Annotated in this window: 13 protein-coding genes; 3 read left to right on the top strand and 10 right to left on the bottom strand. The window is 65.3% G+C overall.

The genetic code is table 11. From position 1 onward, the window contains the following. Window positions 1-123: 123 nt before the first annotated feature. Genes G4G27_RS23745 through G4G27_RS23735 form a run of 3 tightly spaced genes read left to right on the top strand, consistent with a single transcriptional unit; the run spans window position 124 to window position 3,060 of the window. A complete protein-coding gene (locus tag G4G27_RS23745; RefSeq protein ID WP_183110927.1) occupies window positions 124-864 on the top strand; it encodes an SDR family oxidoreductase in 741 nt (246 codons plus the stop codon). Between the two features lie 30 nt (window positions 865-894). Beyond that, window positions 895-1,857 carry a LysR family transcriptional regulator gene (locus G4G27_RS23740; RefSeq protein ID WP_183110925.1) on the top strand — a complete coding sequence of 321 codons (963 nt, stop codon included), beginning with the start codon at window positions 895-897 and terminating at the stop codon, window positions 1,855-1,857. A gap of 60 nt (window positions 1,858-1,917) precedes the next feature. Beyond that, window positions 1,918-3,060 carry an LLM class flavin-dependent oxidoreductase gene (locus G4G27_RS23735; protein ID WP_183110923.1) on the top strand — a complete coding sequence of 381 codons (1,143 nt, stop codon included), beginning with the start codon at window positions 1,918-1,920 and terminating at the stop codon, window positions 3,058-3,060. 93 nt (window positions 3,061-3,153) lie between these two features. Here the strand turns inward: G4G27_RS23735 and G4G27_RS23730 are convergent, their stop codons facing one another. The 10 genes from G4G27_RS23730 to G4G27_RS24385 all read right to left on the bottom strand — a co-directional run bounded on the left by G4G27_RS23730 (window position 3,154) and on the right by G4G27_RS24385 (window position 13,597). Next, window positions 3,154-4,110 carry a Rieske 2Fe-2S domain-containing protein gene (locus tag G4G27_RS23730; protein WP_183110921.1) on the bottom strand — a complete coding sequence of 319 codons (957 nt, stop codon included), beginning with the start codon at window positions 4,108-4,110 and terminating at the stop codon, window positions 3,154-3,156. A gap of 42 nt (window positions 4,111-4,152) precedes the next feature. Then, window positions 4,153-5,964: a long-chain-acyl-CoA synthetase gene (locus G4G27_RS23725; RefSeq protein ID WP_183114000.1), complete on the bottom strand. Its 1,812-nt coding sequence runs from the start codon at window positions 5,962-5,964 to the stop codon at window positions 4,153-4,155. Beyond that, a complete protein-coding gene (locus G4G27_RS23720) occupies window positions 5,964-7,151 on the bottom strand; it encodes an acyl-CoA dehydrogenase family protein (protein WP_183110914.1) in 1,188 nt (395 codons plus the stop codon). The genes G4G27_RS23725 and G4G27_RS23720 overlap by 1 nt, the downstream gene beginning before the upstream one ends. Window positions 7,152-7,153: 2 nt before the next feature. Continuing rightward, on the bottom strand, window positions 7,154-8,329 hold the full coding sequence (locus G4G27_RS23715; protein WP_183110913.1) for a lipid-transfer protein: 1,176 nt from the start codon (window positions 8,327-8,329) through the stop codon (window positions 7,154-7,156). Beyond that, window positions 8,326-8,724 (bottom strand): acyl dehydratase, encoded by a 399-nt coding sequence (locus G4G27_RS23710; RefSeq protein WP_183110912.1) that lies wholly within the window; start codon window positions 8,722-8,724, stop codon window positions 8,326-8,328. Before G4G27_RS23710 ends, G4G27_RS23715 begins: the two co-directional genes overlap by 4 nt. Beyond that, the gene (locus tag G4G27_RS23705) at window positions 8,721-9,704 is read right to left on the bottom strand and encodes an acyl-CoA dehydrogenase family protein (RefSeq protein WP_183110911.1); all 984 of its coding nucleotides are present in this window, start codon (window positions 9,702-9,704) and stop codon (window positions 8,721-8,723) included. The genes G4G27_RS23710 and G4G27_RS23705 overlap by 4 nt, the downstream gene beginning before the upstream one ends. Continuing rightward, window positions 9,704-10,615, bottom strand: a complete 912-nt coding sequence (locus tag G4G27_RS23700) for a Zn-ribbon domain-containing OB-fold protein (protein WP_183110910.1) — start codon at window positions 10,613-10,615, stop codon at window positions 9,704-9,706. The genes G4G27_RS23705 and G4G27_RS23700 overlap by 1 nt, the downstream gene beginning before the upstream one ends. Next, a complete protein-coding gene (locus tag G4G27_RS23695) occupies window positions 10,612-11,763 on the bottom strand; it encodes a LuxR C-terminal-related transcriptional regulator (RefSeq protein WP_183110909.1) in 1,152 nt (383 codons plus the stop codon). The genes G4G27_RS23700 and G4G27_RS23695 overlap by 4 nt, the downstream gene beginning before the upstream one ends. An 86-nt stretch (window positions 11,764-11,849) precedes the next feature. Then, window positions 11,850-12,569 (bottom strand): amidohydrolase family protein, encoded by a 720-nt coding sequence (locus G4G27_RS24390; RefSeq protein WP_267134679.1) that lies wholly within the window; start codon window positions 12,567-12,569, stop codon window positions 11,850-11,852. Continuing rightward, the gene (locus tag G4G27_RS24385; RefSeq protein WP_267134678.1) at window positions 12,539-13,597 is read right to left on the bottom strand and encodes an amidohydrolase family protein; all 1,059 of its coding nucleotides are present in this window, start codon (window positions 13,595-13,597) and stop codon (window positions 12,539-12,541) included. Before G4G27_RS24385 ends, G4G27_RS24390 begins: the two co-directional genes overlap by 31 nt. Window positions 13,598-13,601 lie beyond the last annotated feature (4 nt).

Genomic DNA, 13,601 nt, shown 5'->3' with positions numbered 1-13,601 from the left:
TCATGCCGCCTCTCCCTCGCTTTGTCCGGCGGTGTGACATGCGACCCGCGCAGCGCGCATCCCCAATTGGGGAGCGTGTGGACCGTGGAGTTAGCCGACAATGGCTGGGAAAAGGAGAGGATCATGGGTCAATCGACCGCCGGCCAGCTTCATGGTCGCAGGATCATCGTCACCGGCGCGGCATCCGGCATGGGCCGGGCAGTCGCCGAACGCTTTGCGCGCGAAGGTGCGCGGATCGGTGCGATCGATCTCAACGCCGGTGGGCTCGCCGATATCGGCGATGCGCGACAGGCGCTGGACATCACCGACATCCCCGCGCTGAAAGTCGCGATGGACTCGCTCGCCGATGCGCTTGGCGGGATCGACGGCGTGGTCAACGCAGCCGGCATCCTGCGCACAGCGCCGATCGAGGATACCGACGAAGCGATGTGGCGCCGGATCAACGATGTGAACCTGCTTGCCCCTGCACAGCTGTGCCGCTTCGCCATTCCCCATCTGCGCAGCGCGGGGGGCGGCACGATCGTCAACATCGCTTCGCTCGGCGGCCTTCGTCCCAACGCCACCATGTCCGCCTATGCCGCGTCGAAGGGCGGGCTGATCGCCTTCACCAAGGTCCTCGCCGCCGAACTGGCACCGGATATCCGCGCCAACGCGCTGTGCCCGGGCTTCATCGCCACGCCGATGACCGACGCGCTTTATGTCGAGGATCCGGCGCGGCGCGACGTGACGCTGGCTCGGCTGGCGATGAACCGCGCGGGCACGCCGGAGGAAATCGCCGCGATGGCGCTGTTCCTGACCAGCGATCAATCCAGCTTCACCACTGGCGCGGTGCTGACGGCGGATGGCGGAAGCAGCTGGCACTGATATGATGGCGCGCCACAGGGAGCGCGACATGTGACGACACGGCCGACCGCGGCGATCCTCCGGCACTTGCCCTATTTCCTCGCCGTGGCGGAAGCGGGGTCGCTGCTTGCCGCCGCGGGCCGGCTCAACACCGCGCAATCGGCGATCTCGCGGCGCATCCGGCTGCTCGAGCAGGAACTGGGCGGCACACCGCTGTTCGCGCGTGAAGCACGCGGCATGCGCCTGCTCCCGGCCGGCGCCGCGCTGCTGGAGGAAGCACAGGCGATTCTCGATGCCGCGGGCCGCGCGCATGCGCGGATTCAGGCCATCTCCGGCGGCACCGTCGGCAGCATCACGGTCGGCTTTGCGGAGATCGTGACGCGTCAGCCAGGCATGCTCGGCGCGCTCGAGGCCTTCGGGACGGCCCATCCGGACATCGCCGTGCAACTCCGTCCTCTGGTGTCGGAAGAGCAGCGCGCGGAACTCGAAAGCGGCGGTATCGATATCGGCTTCCTCTATCATGCGCCGGAGGAGGACGTCGCCGCCGCGCTCACCTCTCCGCGCTTGCGTTTCGCGGCGCGGCCGCTGATGCTCGATCCGTATCTGCTCGCGATTCACACCGATCATCCGCTCGCCGGGCGCAAATCGATCCGGCTTGCCGATCTGGGCCAGGAACCGATCATCTGGGCATCGCACAAGAAGAACCCGCGGCTTTACGACCGGCTACTCGCCGCGTGCGAACGGCGCGGCTATGCGCCGCGCATCGTAATGGAGACGCCGACCTCCGACGTGACCATGGCAGTGGTCAATCGCGCAATGGGAATCGGGTTCGTGCCCGCGTCGTTGCGTGGCCATGCCCCCCCCGATGTCGCGTTCATCCAGCCGGTAGATTTCGATATGGCGATGCAGCTTTCGCTGGTGTGGCGCACCGATCCCGACGGAGAATTGCCGGGCCGGCTCGCCCGCTTCCTCGACGACAAGCTATCTAATTTTGCGAATACTATGGTCCAATAATAGCGATTTTTTCGCCCCCATCGGCACCCTAGGGTGCAGTCAATCATGATGGAGAGCGCGATGAAATTCTCGATGATCTATGAAGCGCAAGTCGCCAATCCGACACCCGAGGAAGAGCGTCGCACCTTGCTCGAGATGGTCGACCAGGCGGAAGCACTCGATCGGTTCGGCTTCGACAATATCTGGGCGGTCGAGCATACCGGGCTAACCCAATATGCGCATATGAGCACGCCGGAGACTTTCCTCGCCTTTGTCGCGGCGCGCACCAAGCGGATCGGCATCGGGCATGGCGTGGTCTGCCTGATGCCCAACATGAATCATCCGATCAAAGTCGCAGAGCGGATCGCGATGCTCGATATCCTGTCGGGCGGGCGCGTTCATTTCGGTGTCGGCAAGGGCGGCAGTCAGCAGGAAGCCGGCGCGTTCGGCTATGACCTTGCCGAGCTTCAGCCGATCATCGACGAGGCGATGTACCTGATCCCCAAGATCATGACGCAGGACGAGATCGAGCATCATGGCGAATTCATCGACATCCCGTCGCGCCCGATCCACCCCAAGCCGCTGCAGACACCGCATCCACCGATCTACATGGCGACGACGCGCCCGGATTCGCTGCGCATGGCCGGATCGCGCGGCATCGGCGCGCTGGTGATGGGCTTTGGCGGTCCCGAGGATATTGCCGAGAAGAGCCGCGTCTACCGCGAGGCGTGGAACAGCCGCAAACCGGAGGATCAGGTCGGTTTCCGCCCGATCCAGCACCTTGCCGCGCTGTGCCCGACGATCGTCTCGCGCGATCGCGACCTGGCGCGCCGGGTCGGCCTGCGCGGCCAGCGTTTCTTCGCCGAGGCGCTTGCGCACTGGTATCAGGGATTGCCCAAGCCGACCGCCTATGATCTCGACGCGGACGAACATCTCGCCGCGCTGAAACAACTCGAGCAGGAAAAGTTCGCCGTGATCGGCGAGGACAAAATCTCGCTCCACACCAACCATGGCTATTTCGAGGAAGTGAAGGACGCCTATGGTACGCCGGAGGATTGCATCGCCTATGTCCAGCGCCTGCTCGACGCCGGCGCGGACGAGATCCTGTTCCTGTCGCAAATGGGCGGCGTGCCGCACGAGCGGATCATGGAGACGATCGAACTGATCGGCACCGAGGTGATCCCGCATTTTCGCGCGCAGCAAACGGCACAGGCCGCGGAATAGAGGAACGGAGACGGTTTAGGTCGCACGACGTTGCGAACAATTACGGTCGTTCGCAACGTCTGAGGCATCCCGGCGGGATGCGATTTCAGTCGATCATGCGTCCACGGGCTCGGCATAATATTGCGCATATTGCTTGCGGTAATCGAGGATCGGGCCATCGCCGCGCACCAGGATCGGGCGCGGTTCGAAGCGCTTGTTCTCCCATATCGGCATGTCCTGTTCGACCTGGAACATGATGTTGCGCGCGACGCCCAGCGCCGCCCGGCGCGGGCTGCCGTCCAGCCCCTTGGGCACATAGAATTCCTCACGCAGCAGCGTCGCTCCGCGGTCGATCGGGGTGGGCAGGTTGATCACCAGCAGTTCGGAAATGCCGTGGAAGCGGATATAGGATTGGCCGGGGCCGGTATTACGCACCACGATCGTGCCATCGACCAGGCCGCGTGGCGTTTCCATCTTGGTGGTGACGCGGCTGTTGCGCTGATAACCCTTGATCTCCCAGGTCGGCTCGGGCGGCGACTTGGTGCCGTGCACGGCGCGGAAATGGGCATAGTCGATGCCGTTCTCGGTAATCTCCTGTACATGGACGCCGATGCGCCAGCTGCGGCCGTCGATCCGCTCCCAGTCACCGCCGTCCAGTTCCTCGGCCGTCGCCAGATCCCAGAGCGGCGGCGCCTTGTCAGGGTGGAACCAGGTATAGACGACGCCGTGCTGCTCCTCGACCCGCCAGCCGCGCCCACAGGCGCGCTTCAACAGCGGCGGGACCGAGGGCGAATAGGGGATGCCGGTGACGATCCCCAGGCCATCGAAGGTCCAGTGATGGAACGGGCATTGCAAGTCGTTGCCGACGACTTCACCGCCATGGCCGAGATGCGCGCCAAGATGCGGGCAATAGGGATCGAGCGCGCGCAAGGCTCCATCCTCTCCGCGCCACAGCACGAACTGAGTGTCGAAATAGTTCAGCGTATGCACGGTGCCGGACGCGAAATCGTCCGAGATGCCGATCGCGAACCAGCCGAACGGGATCGGCAGATGTGAGCGTGCTTCAACCATGACAGCCTCCTGAAGCCTTTGAACTGAATATTGTCGTGCCGGTCATGCCGCCACTGTGACGCCGGTCGCGCGGGCGACCGCAGCGGGGGTGATCGGCACATAGCGATGGCGGTCGTGATCGATGACGAACAGCGGGTCATCCACCTGAGCGGGATCATATCCCTCACGCTGCAGATCGACCTTGCGCAGCTTGTAGCTGGCGGTGAAATCGGGGTCGCGCCACACCCGCACGAAAAGCGGCACCGCGAACGTGGCCAGCCGGGTGGTGGCGAGCGTATAGAAAGCCTCCGGATCGAATACCGCGCCGGCCTGCATGATCAGCGCCGCCATTCCTGCGCGGCCTTCCGCGCCGGGCACCTTCACGCCGTACACCACGATCATCTCCAGCCCGGGCAGATCGCCAAGCAGGTCGGAAACCTCCTGAGTCGAGACATTCTCGCTCTTCCAGCGAAAGGTATCGCCGATCCGGTCGACGAAATAGCATTGGCCCGACGGCTCGCAGCGTAGCAGGTCGCCCGAGCTCCAATATTCGTCGCCGGACACAAACACGTTGCGCAGAATCTTGCGCTCGGTCGCGGTGGCCGATGTATAGCCTTCGAACCGCCCGCCGCCGGTCCTGGGCGAGCGGGTGATCTTCGCAATCGCCTCACCCGCTTCACCCGGCGCGCACAGGATTAAATGACCATCGGCATCACGCGGATGCGTTTCCGTCTCCACATCGAAACGCACGATGCGCAGATTGGTGCGCGCCCAGTCGATCACCCGGCCGACCGCGCCCGGCACATTCTCGTAATTGACCAGCGAGGTGTTGCATTCCGTCGCACCCCAGCCTTCATAGATTTGCGGCACGCCGAAGCGCCGCTGGAACGGGCCCCATAATTCGGGACTCATTCCCGTGCCGGTGATCGCGCGCAGCGTGTGATCGCGATCGTCGTCACGCGGCGGGCGGTTCATCAGATAGCGGCATATCTCCCCGACATATTGGCAGGTGGTCACACCATGTTCGCGCACATCGTCCCAGAAGCGGCTTGCGCTGAAGCGGCGGCGGATCACCAGCGGCCCGCCCGCCGCGACCGCCGCCGCGAACAAGGACATGATCACCGCGCCATGGAACATCGGCAGGAAGCAGTAGAACATATCGCGCTCATCCAGCTCCATCATCGCGACTTTGATGTCGCCGCCCATCAGCCAGCGCATATGGCTGAGGATCGCCGCCTTGGGCAGGCCAGTGGTGCCCGAGGTGAAGATGAACAGGGCGGTATCCTCACCAACGATGCCCGCCCGCCAGCCGGCCGGGATCGGCCGGTCGCCGATGGTATCCGCCCGGGCGAGCAGATCGACCTGACCATCGGACGGTGCCGCATCGCCGTCACGCACGATCCAGCGCGGCAAATCGGCCGCGATGCCGGTAAAGCTCGACTGGCACTCGCTGCCCATGATCAGTGCGCGTGCGCCGGTTTCACGGATCGCGTGCCCAAGCGCCGCGCCGCCGATGCTCGTGTTGAGTAACGCTGCGACCACGCCAGCGCGCACCAGCCCGAGCATCACGGTGACATATTCAATCCGGTTCTGAAGCATGATCGCGCAGACATCGCCGCGCGCCAGACCCAATTCGCGCACCGCATGGGCAATGCGCCGGCTTTCCGCTTCGACCTCGGCCCATGAACGGCGGCGATCGCCATCGATCAGGAACACCGCATCGCCACGTTCGGCGGCACGCTGTTCGATCAGATCGGCGAACGTAAAGTCGCTCGACGGCACATGCCGCGCCACGATCGGCAGGCGGCGATCGAAGATCGCCTGCAGGTCCGCATCGTCAAGCGGCCCGAGCGCGCGATCCCATTTGTCCACCATCACCGCACCACCCGCGGTGTGCCGAGGCCGTGCTGGGCGACGATGTCGCGCAACACTTCCGCCGTTCCCCCGCCAAAGGTATTGATCTGGCACTTGCGGTAATATTGCTCGACATCGCCGCCGATCAGCGCCGCCGGGCTGCCGGACCGATACAGGCCGCCCATGCCGAGCACTTCGAGCAGCAGCCGGCAGACTTCGATCATCGTGTCGGTGCCGAAGATCTTGGCCGAAGATGCGAGCGCGGCGGACGGTTCGGCATGCGCCATTTCCGACGCCAGCCGGTAATTATAGCTGCGCACCGCGTGCAGCCGCGCCTCGCATTCGCCGAGCAGCGCCTGAATCGTCGGATCGTCGATCGGCCGGCGATTGCCCGCCGGCGTGCGCGCCCAGGCCAGGACCCGATCGAACAGAGCTTCACCGATCGCGTTGCGCGCGGCGAGGCCGATCCGTTCATGGTTCAATTGCGAGGTGATCAGTTTCCAGCCGCCATTCCATTCACCGACCAGCATATCCTCATCGACCACGACATCATCGTAGAAGGTCGCGTTGGTGCGCATCCCGCCAACGGTATGGATCGGCGTCGCGGAAAAACCCGGACGACTGGTATCGACGATCAGGATCGACAGCCCCTTGTGGCGCGGCCGATCCGGATCGGTGCGCGCGGCAAACCAGATGAAATCGGCACCCTCGGCATGGCTGGTATAGATTTTCTGGCCATTGACGGTGAAGCCGCCATCCACCCGCCGCACCGCGGTCGAGCGCAGGCTGGCGAGATCGGTGCCCGAACCGGGTTCGGTATAGCCGATCGCGAAATGGATCTCGCCAGCGGCGATGCCGGGCAGAAAGCGCCGTTTCTGCGCATCGCTGCCATGCGCCATCAGCGCCGGGCCGACCGTCGACAGCGTGACAAAGGGATAAGGGGCCCTTGCCCGCTGCGTCTCTTCGAGGAAAATCAGTTGTTCGACCGGACCATAGCCACGCCCGCCAAATTCCACCGGCCAGCCGACGGCGAGCCAGCCATCCTTGCCCATCTGACGGATCAGGCGGCGATATTCCGGTCCGGCCTCGACGCCGGTCGCGACCTCCGCGTCATAGGCGGCGCGCTTGCCGTCGCCGAGCAGGCCCTGGAAATAGACGCGCGTCGCGGCGCGAACGCGCTCCTGATCGGCGGTCAGTGCGATATGCATGGTCAGTCCCGCCCCAGGATCAGGCCGCTGGTCGGCACCCCGGCGCCCGCGGTGACAAGCACATGTTCGACCCCTGGTTGCTGGTTGACCGACGTGCCGCGGATTTGCCGCACCGCTTCGGCGATACCGTTCATGCCGTGCACATAAGCTTCGCCAAGCTGGCCGCCATGCGGGTTGATCGGCAAGCGGCCGCCCCGTGCGTGTGCGCCCGAGCGTATGAATTCCCTGGCCTCGCCGCGCGCGCAGAAACCGCACGCCTCGAGCTGCGGCAGGACATAGGGCGTGAAATGATCGTAGATGATCGCGGTCTGGATATCCGCGGGCGCCAGCCCGCTCATCGCATACATCTGGTCGGCGACCAGCTTCATCTCGGGCAGTTCCGAGATACTGTCGCGATAATAGCTGGTCATCAGATGTTGTTCCGGCCCGCTGCCTTGCGCCGCCGCGCGGATCACCGCCGGGCGCCCGCCCAATTGCCGGGCGCGATCGAGCGACGTGACGATCAGCGCCACCGCGCCGTCGCTTTCCTGGCAGCAATCGAGCAGCCGCAACGGATCGGCGATCATGCGCGAAGTCTGATGGTCCTCAAGCGTGATCGGCTTGCCGTAGAAAAAGGCCGCCGGGTTGGTCGCCGCGAAATCGCGCGCCGCCACCGACACGCGGCCGAAATCTTCGCTCGTCGCGCCGAAATCGATCATGTAGCGCCGCGCCGCGATCGCCACTTGCGACGCGGGGGTGAGCAGTCCCGCGGGCGAATACCAGCTGTAATGCGTGGATTTGTATAGTGCGGACGGCGCGACGCCGCCGGCCTGGCCGAAGCGATACCAGGACCGCTCGTTCATCGCGCGGTAGCACAGCACCACTTCGGCGGCGCCCGACGCGACCGCCATCGCCGCCTGCATCACCGGCGCGCAGGCCGCCCCGCCGCCATAATCGATGCGCGAGAAGAAGCGCAGCGCGCGGCCACCGAGCAGGCGATGCACGTCCGCCTCCGGATTGTTGTCCATCGTATAAGTGCTGATGCCGTCGACTTCTTCGGGCGCGATTCCCGCATCGGCGAGCGCAGCGAGAGCCGCCTCCAGCGCAAGGCGGATCTCGGTCCGGCCCGAAGCTTTCGAAAACTCGGTCGCGCCGATGCCGACGATCGCCGCCGCGCCGGAAAGGGCATTCGATGTCATGCCGCGACCCGCCGGACGGTGACGGTCGCGATGACATGGGCACCGCGCGCATTGCCGCCGGTGATCGACAAGGTCGCGCGATGGCCATCGACGGTTTCGACCTGGCCAGTCATCTGCATGACATCGCCGGGGAAATTGGAAGTGCCGAGCTTGAGTTCGATCGATTCGATCTCGCTTGCGGGATCGCGCCAGCGGTCGACATAGCGTTCGACATAGCCGTTCGAGGTCAGGATGTTCATGAACACATCAGGCGTGCCGAGTTCGCGCGCGCGCGGCAGATCATGGTGCACATCCTGATAGTCACGCGTCGCCAGCGCCGAGGCGACGATCGACCGCGTGGTGACCGGGATATCGACGGGCGGCAGCGGTGTTCCGGCAACGAACAGGTCGATCATGCCGCCAGCCTTTCGCCGATCCGCGCGATCTGCTGCCGCGAACCGCCCAACATCAGTTCCAGCGCGCGGCTCATCAACAGCACCCGATGAATCGGATAGCTGGTGTCGGCGCCGATGCCGCCATGCAAGTGCATTGCGGCATGCGCCACACGGTGGCTGCACTGATTGGCCCAATAGGTCGTGACCTCGACGCTGTTGCCGAGATCCGCGCCGGCATCGATCCGCCAGGCGAGTTCCATCGCCAGCGTCTGCGCCACCTCGACGTCGGTGAACGCATCGGCCATGCGCTGCGCCACCGCCTGAAAGCTGCCGATCGGGCGGTCGAACTGATGGCGCGCGGTGACATAGGCGGCGGTCCGCTCGACCGCGCCGCGCGCCACACCAACTGCTAGCGCGGCGAGGCAAGCGGCGGCACGAGCCCGCAGCCAGCCAGCGTCCACGTCGAGCAACTGTGCCGGCGCGTTGGTCAGGATGAGGTCGCTGGCCGCCTCTCCATCAGTCAATATTCCGTCCACGCGCGCGACGTCGGCGTCGCTCAGGTCGATTTCGAAAAGCCCGGCGCGATCACCCGCTTGTGCGACAATGACGGCCTTCGCGGCGTCACCGGCGCCCGATACGGCCCGCGCGGTGCCGCGTAGCGTCCAGCGATCGCCCGTGCGTTCAGCGCTCGCGTCGCTTTCCACCGCGACCGTCAGCCGCTCGCCGGGCGCCGGCGTTCGCCCTGCGCGCGCCAAGACCAGGGCGGCCACCGCGTGCCGCCACAACGGCGTGGCGACCAGTCCCCTGCCCTGCTCGATCAGCACCAGCGCCATATCGACCTGTCCCAGGCCGACGCCGCCCAGCGCTTCGGGCACCAGCAATTGCGGCAGCCCCGCCGCCTCCAGCACCGACCATGGCGGCGGCGTGTCGCCGTTGCCGGTAAACAGGTCACCGGCGAGATCGGCGATCGCGCGCTGCTCGTCGGAAATCCGATAGTCCATCAGGCCGCCTCCGCGACCGGCCGGAACGCAGGCAGGCGATCCTCATCGTCGACATTGTGGAAAGCGGCCTGCAACGCCATCCCGTCGGCCAGCCTGTCCAGCGCGACATGTTCGAGCGGCGCGACGATGCGCAGGCCTTCGTCGAGATCGACCAGGCCGATCGCATGGGGGTAATCGAACGCGGGATGCGCGGCATGATGGACCACGGTCCAGCTATACAGGGTCCCGCGACCGCTCAGTTCGACCGCGCTCCAGCCGAAGGAGTGGCATTTGGTGCAAACAGGTCCGGGCGGATGGCGCAGCGTACCGCAATCGTCGCAGCGTTGCGCGAGCAGGCGGTTGGCCTTCAGGCCTTCCCAGAAGAAACGCGTATCGTCGCTGATGCCCGGCTGTGGCGGTGACGGCTTTTTGGCCTGTACCCTTGGTGCGTAATGCAAGGTGGTGAAGGCCATCGAACCGACCGGCTCGCCATCGACCGAATACGCATGGTGCAGCGTGATGAAATAGCCGTCGCCGAGCGCAGTGGCCTTTTTGGGGCTGACCGATTCCACGATCACCTGGCTCTCGACCCGTTCGCCCGCGCGCAGGTTGCGGCCATATTGCTGCGTGCATCTGGTCGCGACGACACCGATATACCCTTGCTCACGCAACAGGCCGACGAGTTCGTACGGATCGTCCGATACCGAGTCCGCCGGCCGCTTGTCGGCCAGTCCGCGCATCATCCACACGTTGATCATCGAGCGCGGCGCGATATCCGCTGCCGCGGCGGCATCGTCGTTTTCGGCCGAGATCGCCTCACGCCATTGACGGATCATCGGCGCGTTGACTGCATCCCATGCACGGTAAGGTCCATAGGACCGGCCGACATGGGCGGCGAGGTGCGCCGCGATAGCGTCGGCCGTATCGCTCATCCCAACATCGCCACGCTGCGCAGGATCAGGCGAACCAGGTCGGTCTGGCGGCTGACGCCGAGCTTGGCGAAGATCTTCTTCGAATAGCTGCGCACCGTGCTCTCGGTCAGGCCGGCCTCGCGCGCGGCTTCGGCCAGAGTCAGCCCCTCGGTCAGCAACGCCGCGAGATTGGCCTCGGACGGCGACAGATCGAACAGAGTCGCGATCAGCTGCTTGAACGACCCGGTGCGGCCGGCATCGGTCGCATAGACCACCACCGCCGGGCCGAGATCGGCCGGCGACTGGCGATCGCGCCGGATCGCCCGGACGAGGATGCCGAGATCTTCATTGCCATTGTCGATGCAGCGGAAGGCGCGGACATAATCGTCCTTGTCATGGGCCAGCCGCGCGGTGAGCGCCTGATCGATGACCTGACGAAAACGCGCCGAGTCCGAACGACCGTTGAGGATCAGCCGGCCATCGATCACGCGAAACGCCTCGCCATGTTCGACCAGGGCGCGCGCGGCGCCGTTGGAACGGAGCAATTTGCCCCGGCCGTCGATCATGAAGGTGCCGATGGTCAGGCGGTCGAGCGCGTCGGTCAGCACCTCGATTTCGGATTCGTCGCGATAGATGCGCGCGAACAGCTGCAGCGCCTGCACGAAATGCGGCCGCAGCAGCGCCATGAAATCCTTGTGCGCCTTGCCGAAGCGAACGCCCTCGGCCGAGCTGGTCAGGCCGATATTGCATTCCAGACCGCCGGGTTCGCGGACATACATGCCGAGCGCCTGTTCGATGCCGTAGGGGCGCAGCACGGTCTGGTAGAATTTATCCTCGAGCAGCGCCTCGCGGCTGGTCACTTCCTCGAGCAGCAGGATTTCGCCCGACCGGTCGAGCGCGTTGCGCAGCGGGTCCATATGACCCATTTCGGCATGGAGGCCGCCAATGTCGCGGGCCAGATCGCCGCGCACGGCGGTGTCCTTTCCCCAGATCAGCATCGGCGCGAGCCCCTTGCGGCTCAACTGCAGCGTAATCGCCGCATTGTCGCATCCGATATGATCGGTCAGCGCCGCGAGGAAGCCGCGCCACGGCACCGTTTCAAGCGGTCCGCCGTAAAGCAGCTTCAACAGTGAATCTGTCAGCTCAAGGCTTTTTGTGGCCATCCTCATCCTGCCTCTCCTGTCCCGCGCCGCGACCTGTTCTGCCATCCCCATTTGGAGGGAAGGGCGCGCGCCGTGTCTTTGCGCGTATTTTCCTACGTGTATGCCGCCACCGCAACCGGTCCTGCCGCAATTTGTGGCGAACGGATCAACCGGCCCGGCAGCATGCCCGTCGCCTGACCGTCGCGATAGGTCTCCACCCCGCCGACGAAACTATGCCGGTACCCCTCCGCGCGCTGCAACAGCCGTCGTCCGCCGGCGGGGAGATCATAGGCAACCTCCGGGCCATGCAGCACCAACCCCGCATGATCGATGATGTTCATATCGGCCCGAAGCCCAGGCCGGATCAGCCCACGATCGGTCAATCCGACCGCCGCCGCCGTCTTCGACGTCTGCAGCGCGACCGCTTCGGCCAGCGACAATTTGGGGCCACGGCTGCGGTCGCGCGTCCAGTGCGTCAGCATTGAGGTCGGAAAGCTCGCATCGCAGATCGTGCCGACATGCGCGCCGCCATCGGACAGGCCGCTCACTGTGTCGCGGTGAGTCAACATCTGATGACAGGCGTCGAGATTATAGTCGGCATAGTTGAGGAACGGCAGATACAGCACACCACGCCCCTCTTCGCTGAGCATATGGTCCAGCGCGGCCTCGGCCGGCGAGATGCCTCGCGCCCGTGCAATCGCCCCGATCGAGCGTTCAGGCCGCGCTTCATAGTCCGGGACAGGATCGAGGATCAGCATGCGCTCGATATCGGCCAGATAGCGCGCCCATTGCGATGAGCCGTCTACCGCGTCGGCGAGCAGGCGACGGCGCATCGCCGGATCGCCGGATCGCCAAGCGCGGCGGCACGATCGGGCAGCGGCAGCGCCGCGACATCGCGATAGGTTTTGGTTTCGAGAAATGGGTTCAGGCTCAGCTCGAAACCGAGCATCATGCCCACCGGGCGGCCGCAGACCTGAGCGCGCATCGGCAAACCGTCATCCACCGCACGCGACAATTCGGCGAGCAGAATTTTCCAATTGTCCGGACGCGAGGCGCTTTGCACCAGCGAGAAGGACAGCGGCCGCCCCGATGCTTCGACGAGCCGCCGCATCATGGCGAATTCGGCGCGCGGATCGTCGAAATCCGACACGAATTGCAGCACGCCGCGCCCGGCGTCGGACAAGCCCATGGCGATCGCCATCAGCTCGCGCTCCTCCGCCGCCAGCGTCGGCGTCGGCGATCCGTCGGCCGCGCGGTGCATGATCGTACGCGATGTCGAAAAGCCAAGCGCGCCCGCTTCGATCGCCTCGCACGCCAGCGCGCGCATCAGCGCGATCTCGCGCCGGTCAGCGGGCAGACGCTGTTCCGCGCGTTCGCCCATCGCATAGACGCGCAACGGTGCATGCGGCAGCTGCGCGCCGATCTCGACATCGAAGCGCCGCTCCGCCAGCGAATCCAGATAGTCTGCAAAAGTCTCCCAGTTCCAGGGCAGGCCGTCCATCAGCACGGGATAGGGAATGTCCTCCACGCCCTCCATCAGCCGCACCAGCGTCGATCGGTCGCCCGGCCGGCACGGCGCGAAGCCGACGCCGCAATTTCCCATCACCACGGTGGTCACCCCGTGCCACGACGAAGGCTGCATCCGCGCTTCCCAGGTCGCCTGACCGTCGTAATGGGTGTGGATATCGACAAAACCGGGCGTGACGAGCAGCCCGGTGGCGTCGATGACGCGCTCCGCCGAACCGTCGACCTTGCCGACCGCCACAATGCGTCCGGCGGATACCGCGACATCACCGGTAAAAGGTGGCGCGCCGCTCCCGTCGACGATCGTGCCACCGCGGATCAGCAGATCGTACGTCATAGGC

It is taken from the genome of Sphingomonas sp. So64.6b (genome assembly GCF_014171475.1).
GTDB lineage: Bacteria > Pseudomonadota > Alphaproteobacteria > Sphingomonadales > Sphingomonadaceae > Sphingomonas > Sphingomonas alpina_A.
The sequence above is the reverse complement of the archived record's forward strand: the minus strand, read 5'-3'. Positions and strand labels throughout refer to the sequence as shown.

What these genes read in the sequence shown, in the direction of transcription:
- G4G27_RS23730 (WP_183110921.1), bottom strand. Translation starts at nt 4,110, where the DNA reads ATGGTTGAAGCACGCTCACATCTGCCGATCCCGTTCGGCTGGTTCGCG.
- G4G27_RS23715 (WP_183110913.1), bottom strand. Translation starts at nt 8,329, where the DNA reads ATGACATCGAATGCCCTTTCCGGCGCGGCGGCGATCGTCGGCATCGGC.
- G4G27_RS23705 (WP_183110911.1), bottom strand. Translation starts at nt 9,704, where the DNA reads ATGGACTATCGGATTTCCGACGAGCAGCGCGCGATCGCCGATCTCGCC.
- G4G27_RS24390 (WP_267134679.1), bottom strand. Translation starts at nt 12,569, where the DNA reads ATGCGCCGTCGCCTGCTCGCCGACGCGGTAGACGGCTCATCGCAATGG.
- G4G27_RS23695 (WP_183110909.1), bottom strand. Translation starts at nt 11,763, where the DNA reads ATGAGGATGGCCACAAAAAGCCTTGAGCTGACAGATTCACTGTTGAAG.
- G4G27_RS24385 (WP_267134678.1), bottom strand. Translation starts at nt 13,597, where the DNA reads ATGACGTACGATCTGCTGATCCGCGGTGGCACGATCGTCGACGGGAGC.
- G4G27_RS23745 (WP_183110927.1), top strand. Translation starts at nt 124, where the DNA reads ATGGGTCAATCGACCGCCGGCCAGCTTCATGGTCGCAGGATCATCGTC.
- G4G27_RS23735 (WP_183110923.1), top strand. Translation starts at nt 1,918, where the DNA reads ATGAAATTCTCGATGATCTATGAAGCGCAAGTCGCCAATCCGACACCC.
- G4G27_RS23720 (WP_183110914.1), bottom strand. Translation starts at nt 7,151, where the DNA reads ATGCATATCGCACTGACCGCCGATCAGGAGCGCGTTCGCGCCGCGACG.
- G4G27_RS23700 (WP_183110910.1), bottom strand. Translation starts at nt 10,615, where the DNA reads ATGAGCGATACGGCCGACGCTATCGCGGCGCACCTCGCCGCCCATGTC.
- G4G27_RS23710 (WP_183110912.1), bottom strand. Translation starts at nt 8,724, where the DNA reads ATGATCGACCTGTTCGTTGCCGGAACACCGCTGCCGCCCGTCGATATC.
- G4G27_RS23725 (WP_183114000.1), bottom strand. Translation starts at nt 5,964, where the DNA reads ATGGTGGACAAATGGGATCGCGCGCTCGGGCCGCTTGACGATGCGGAC.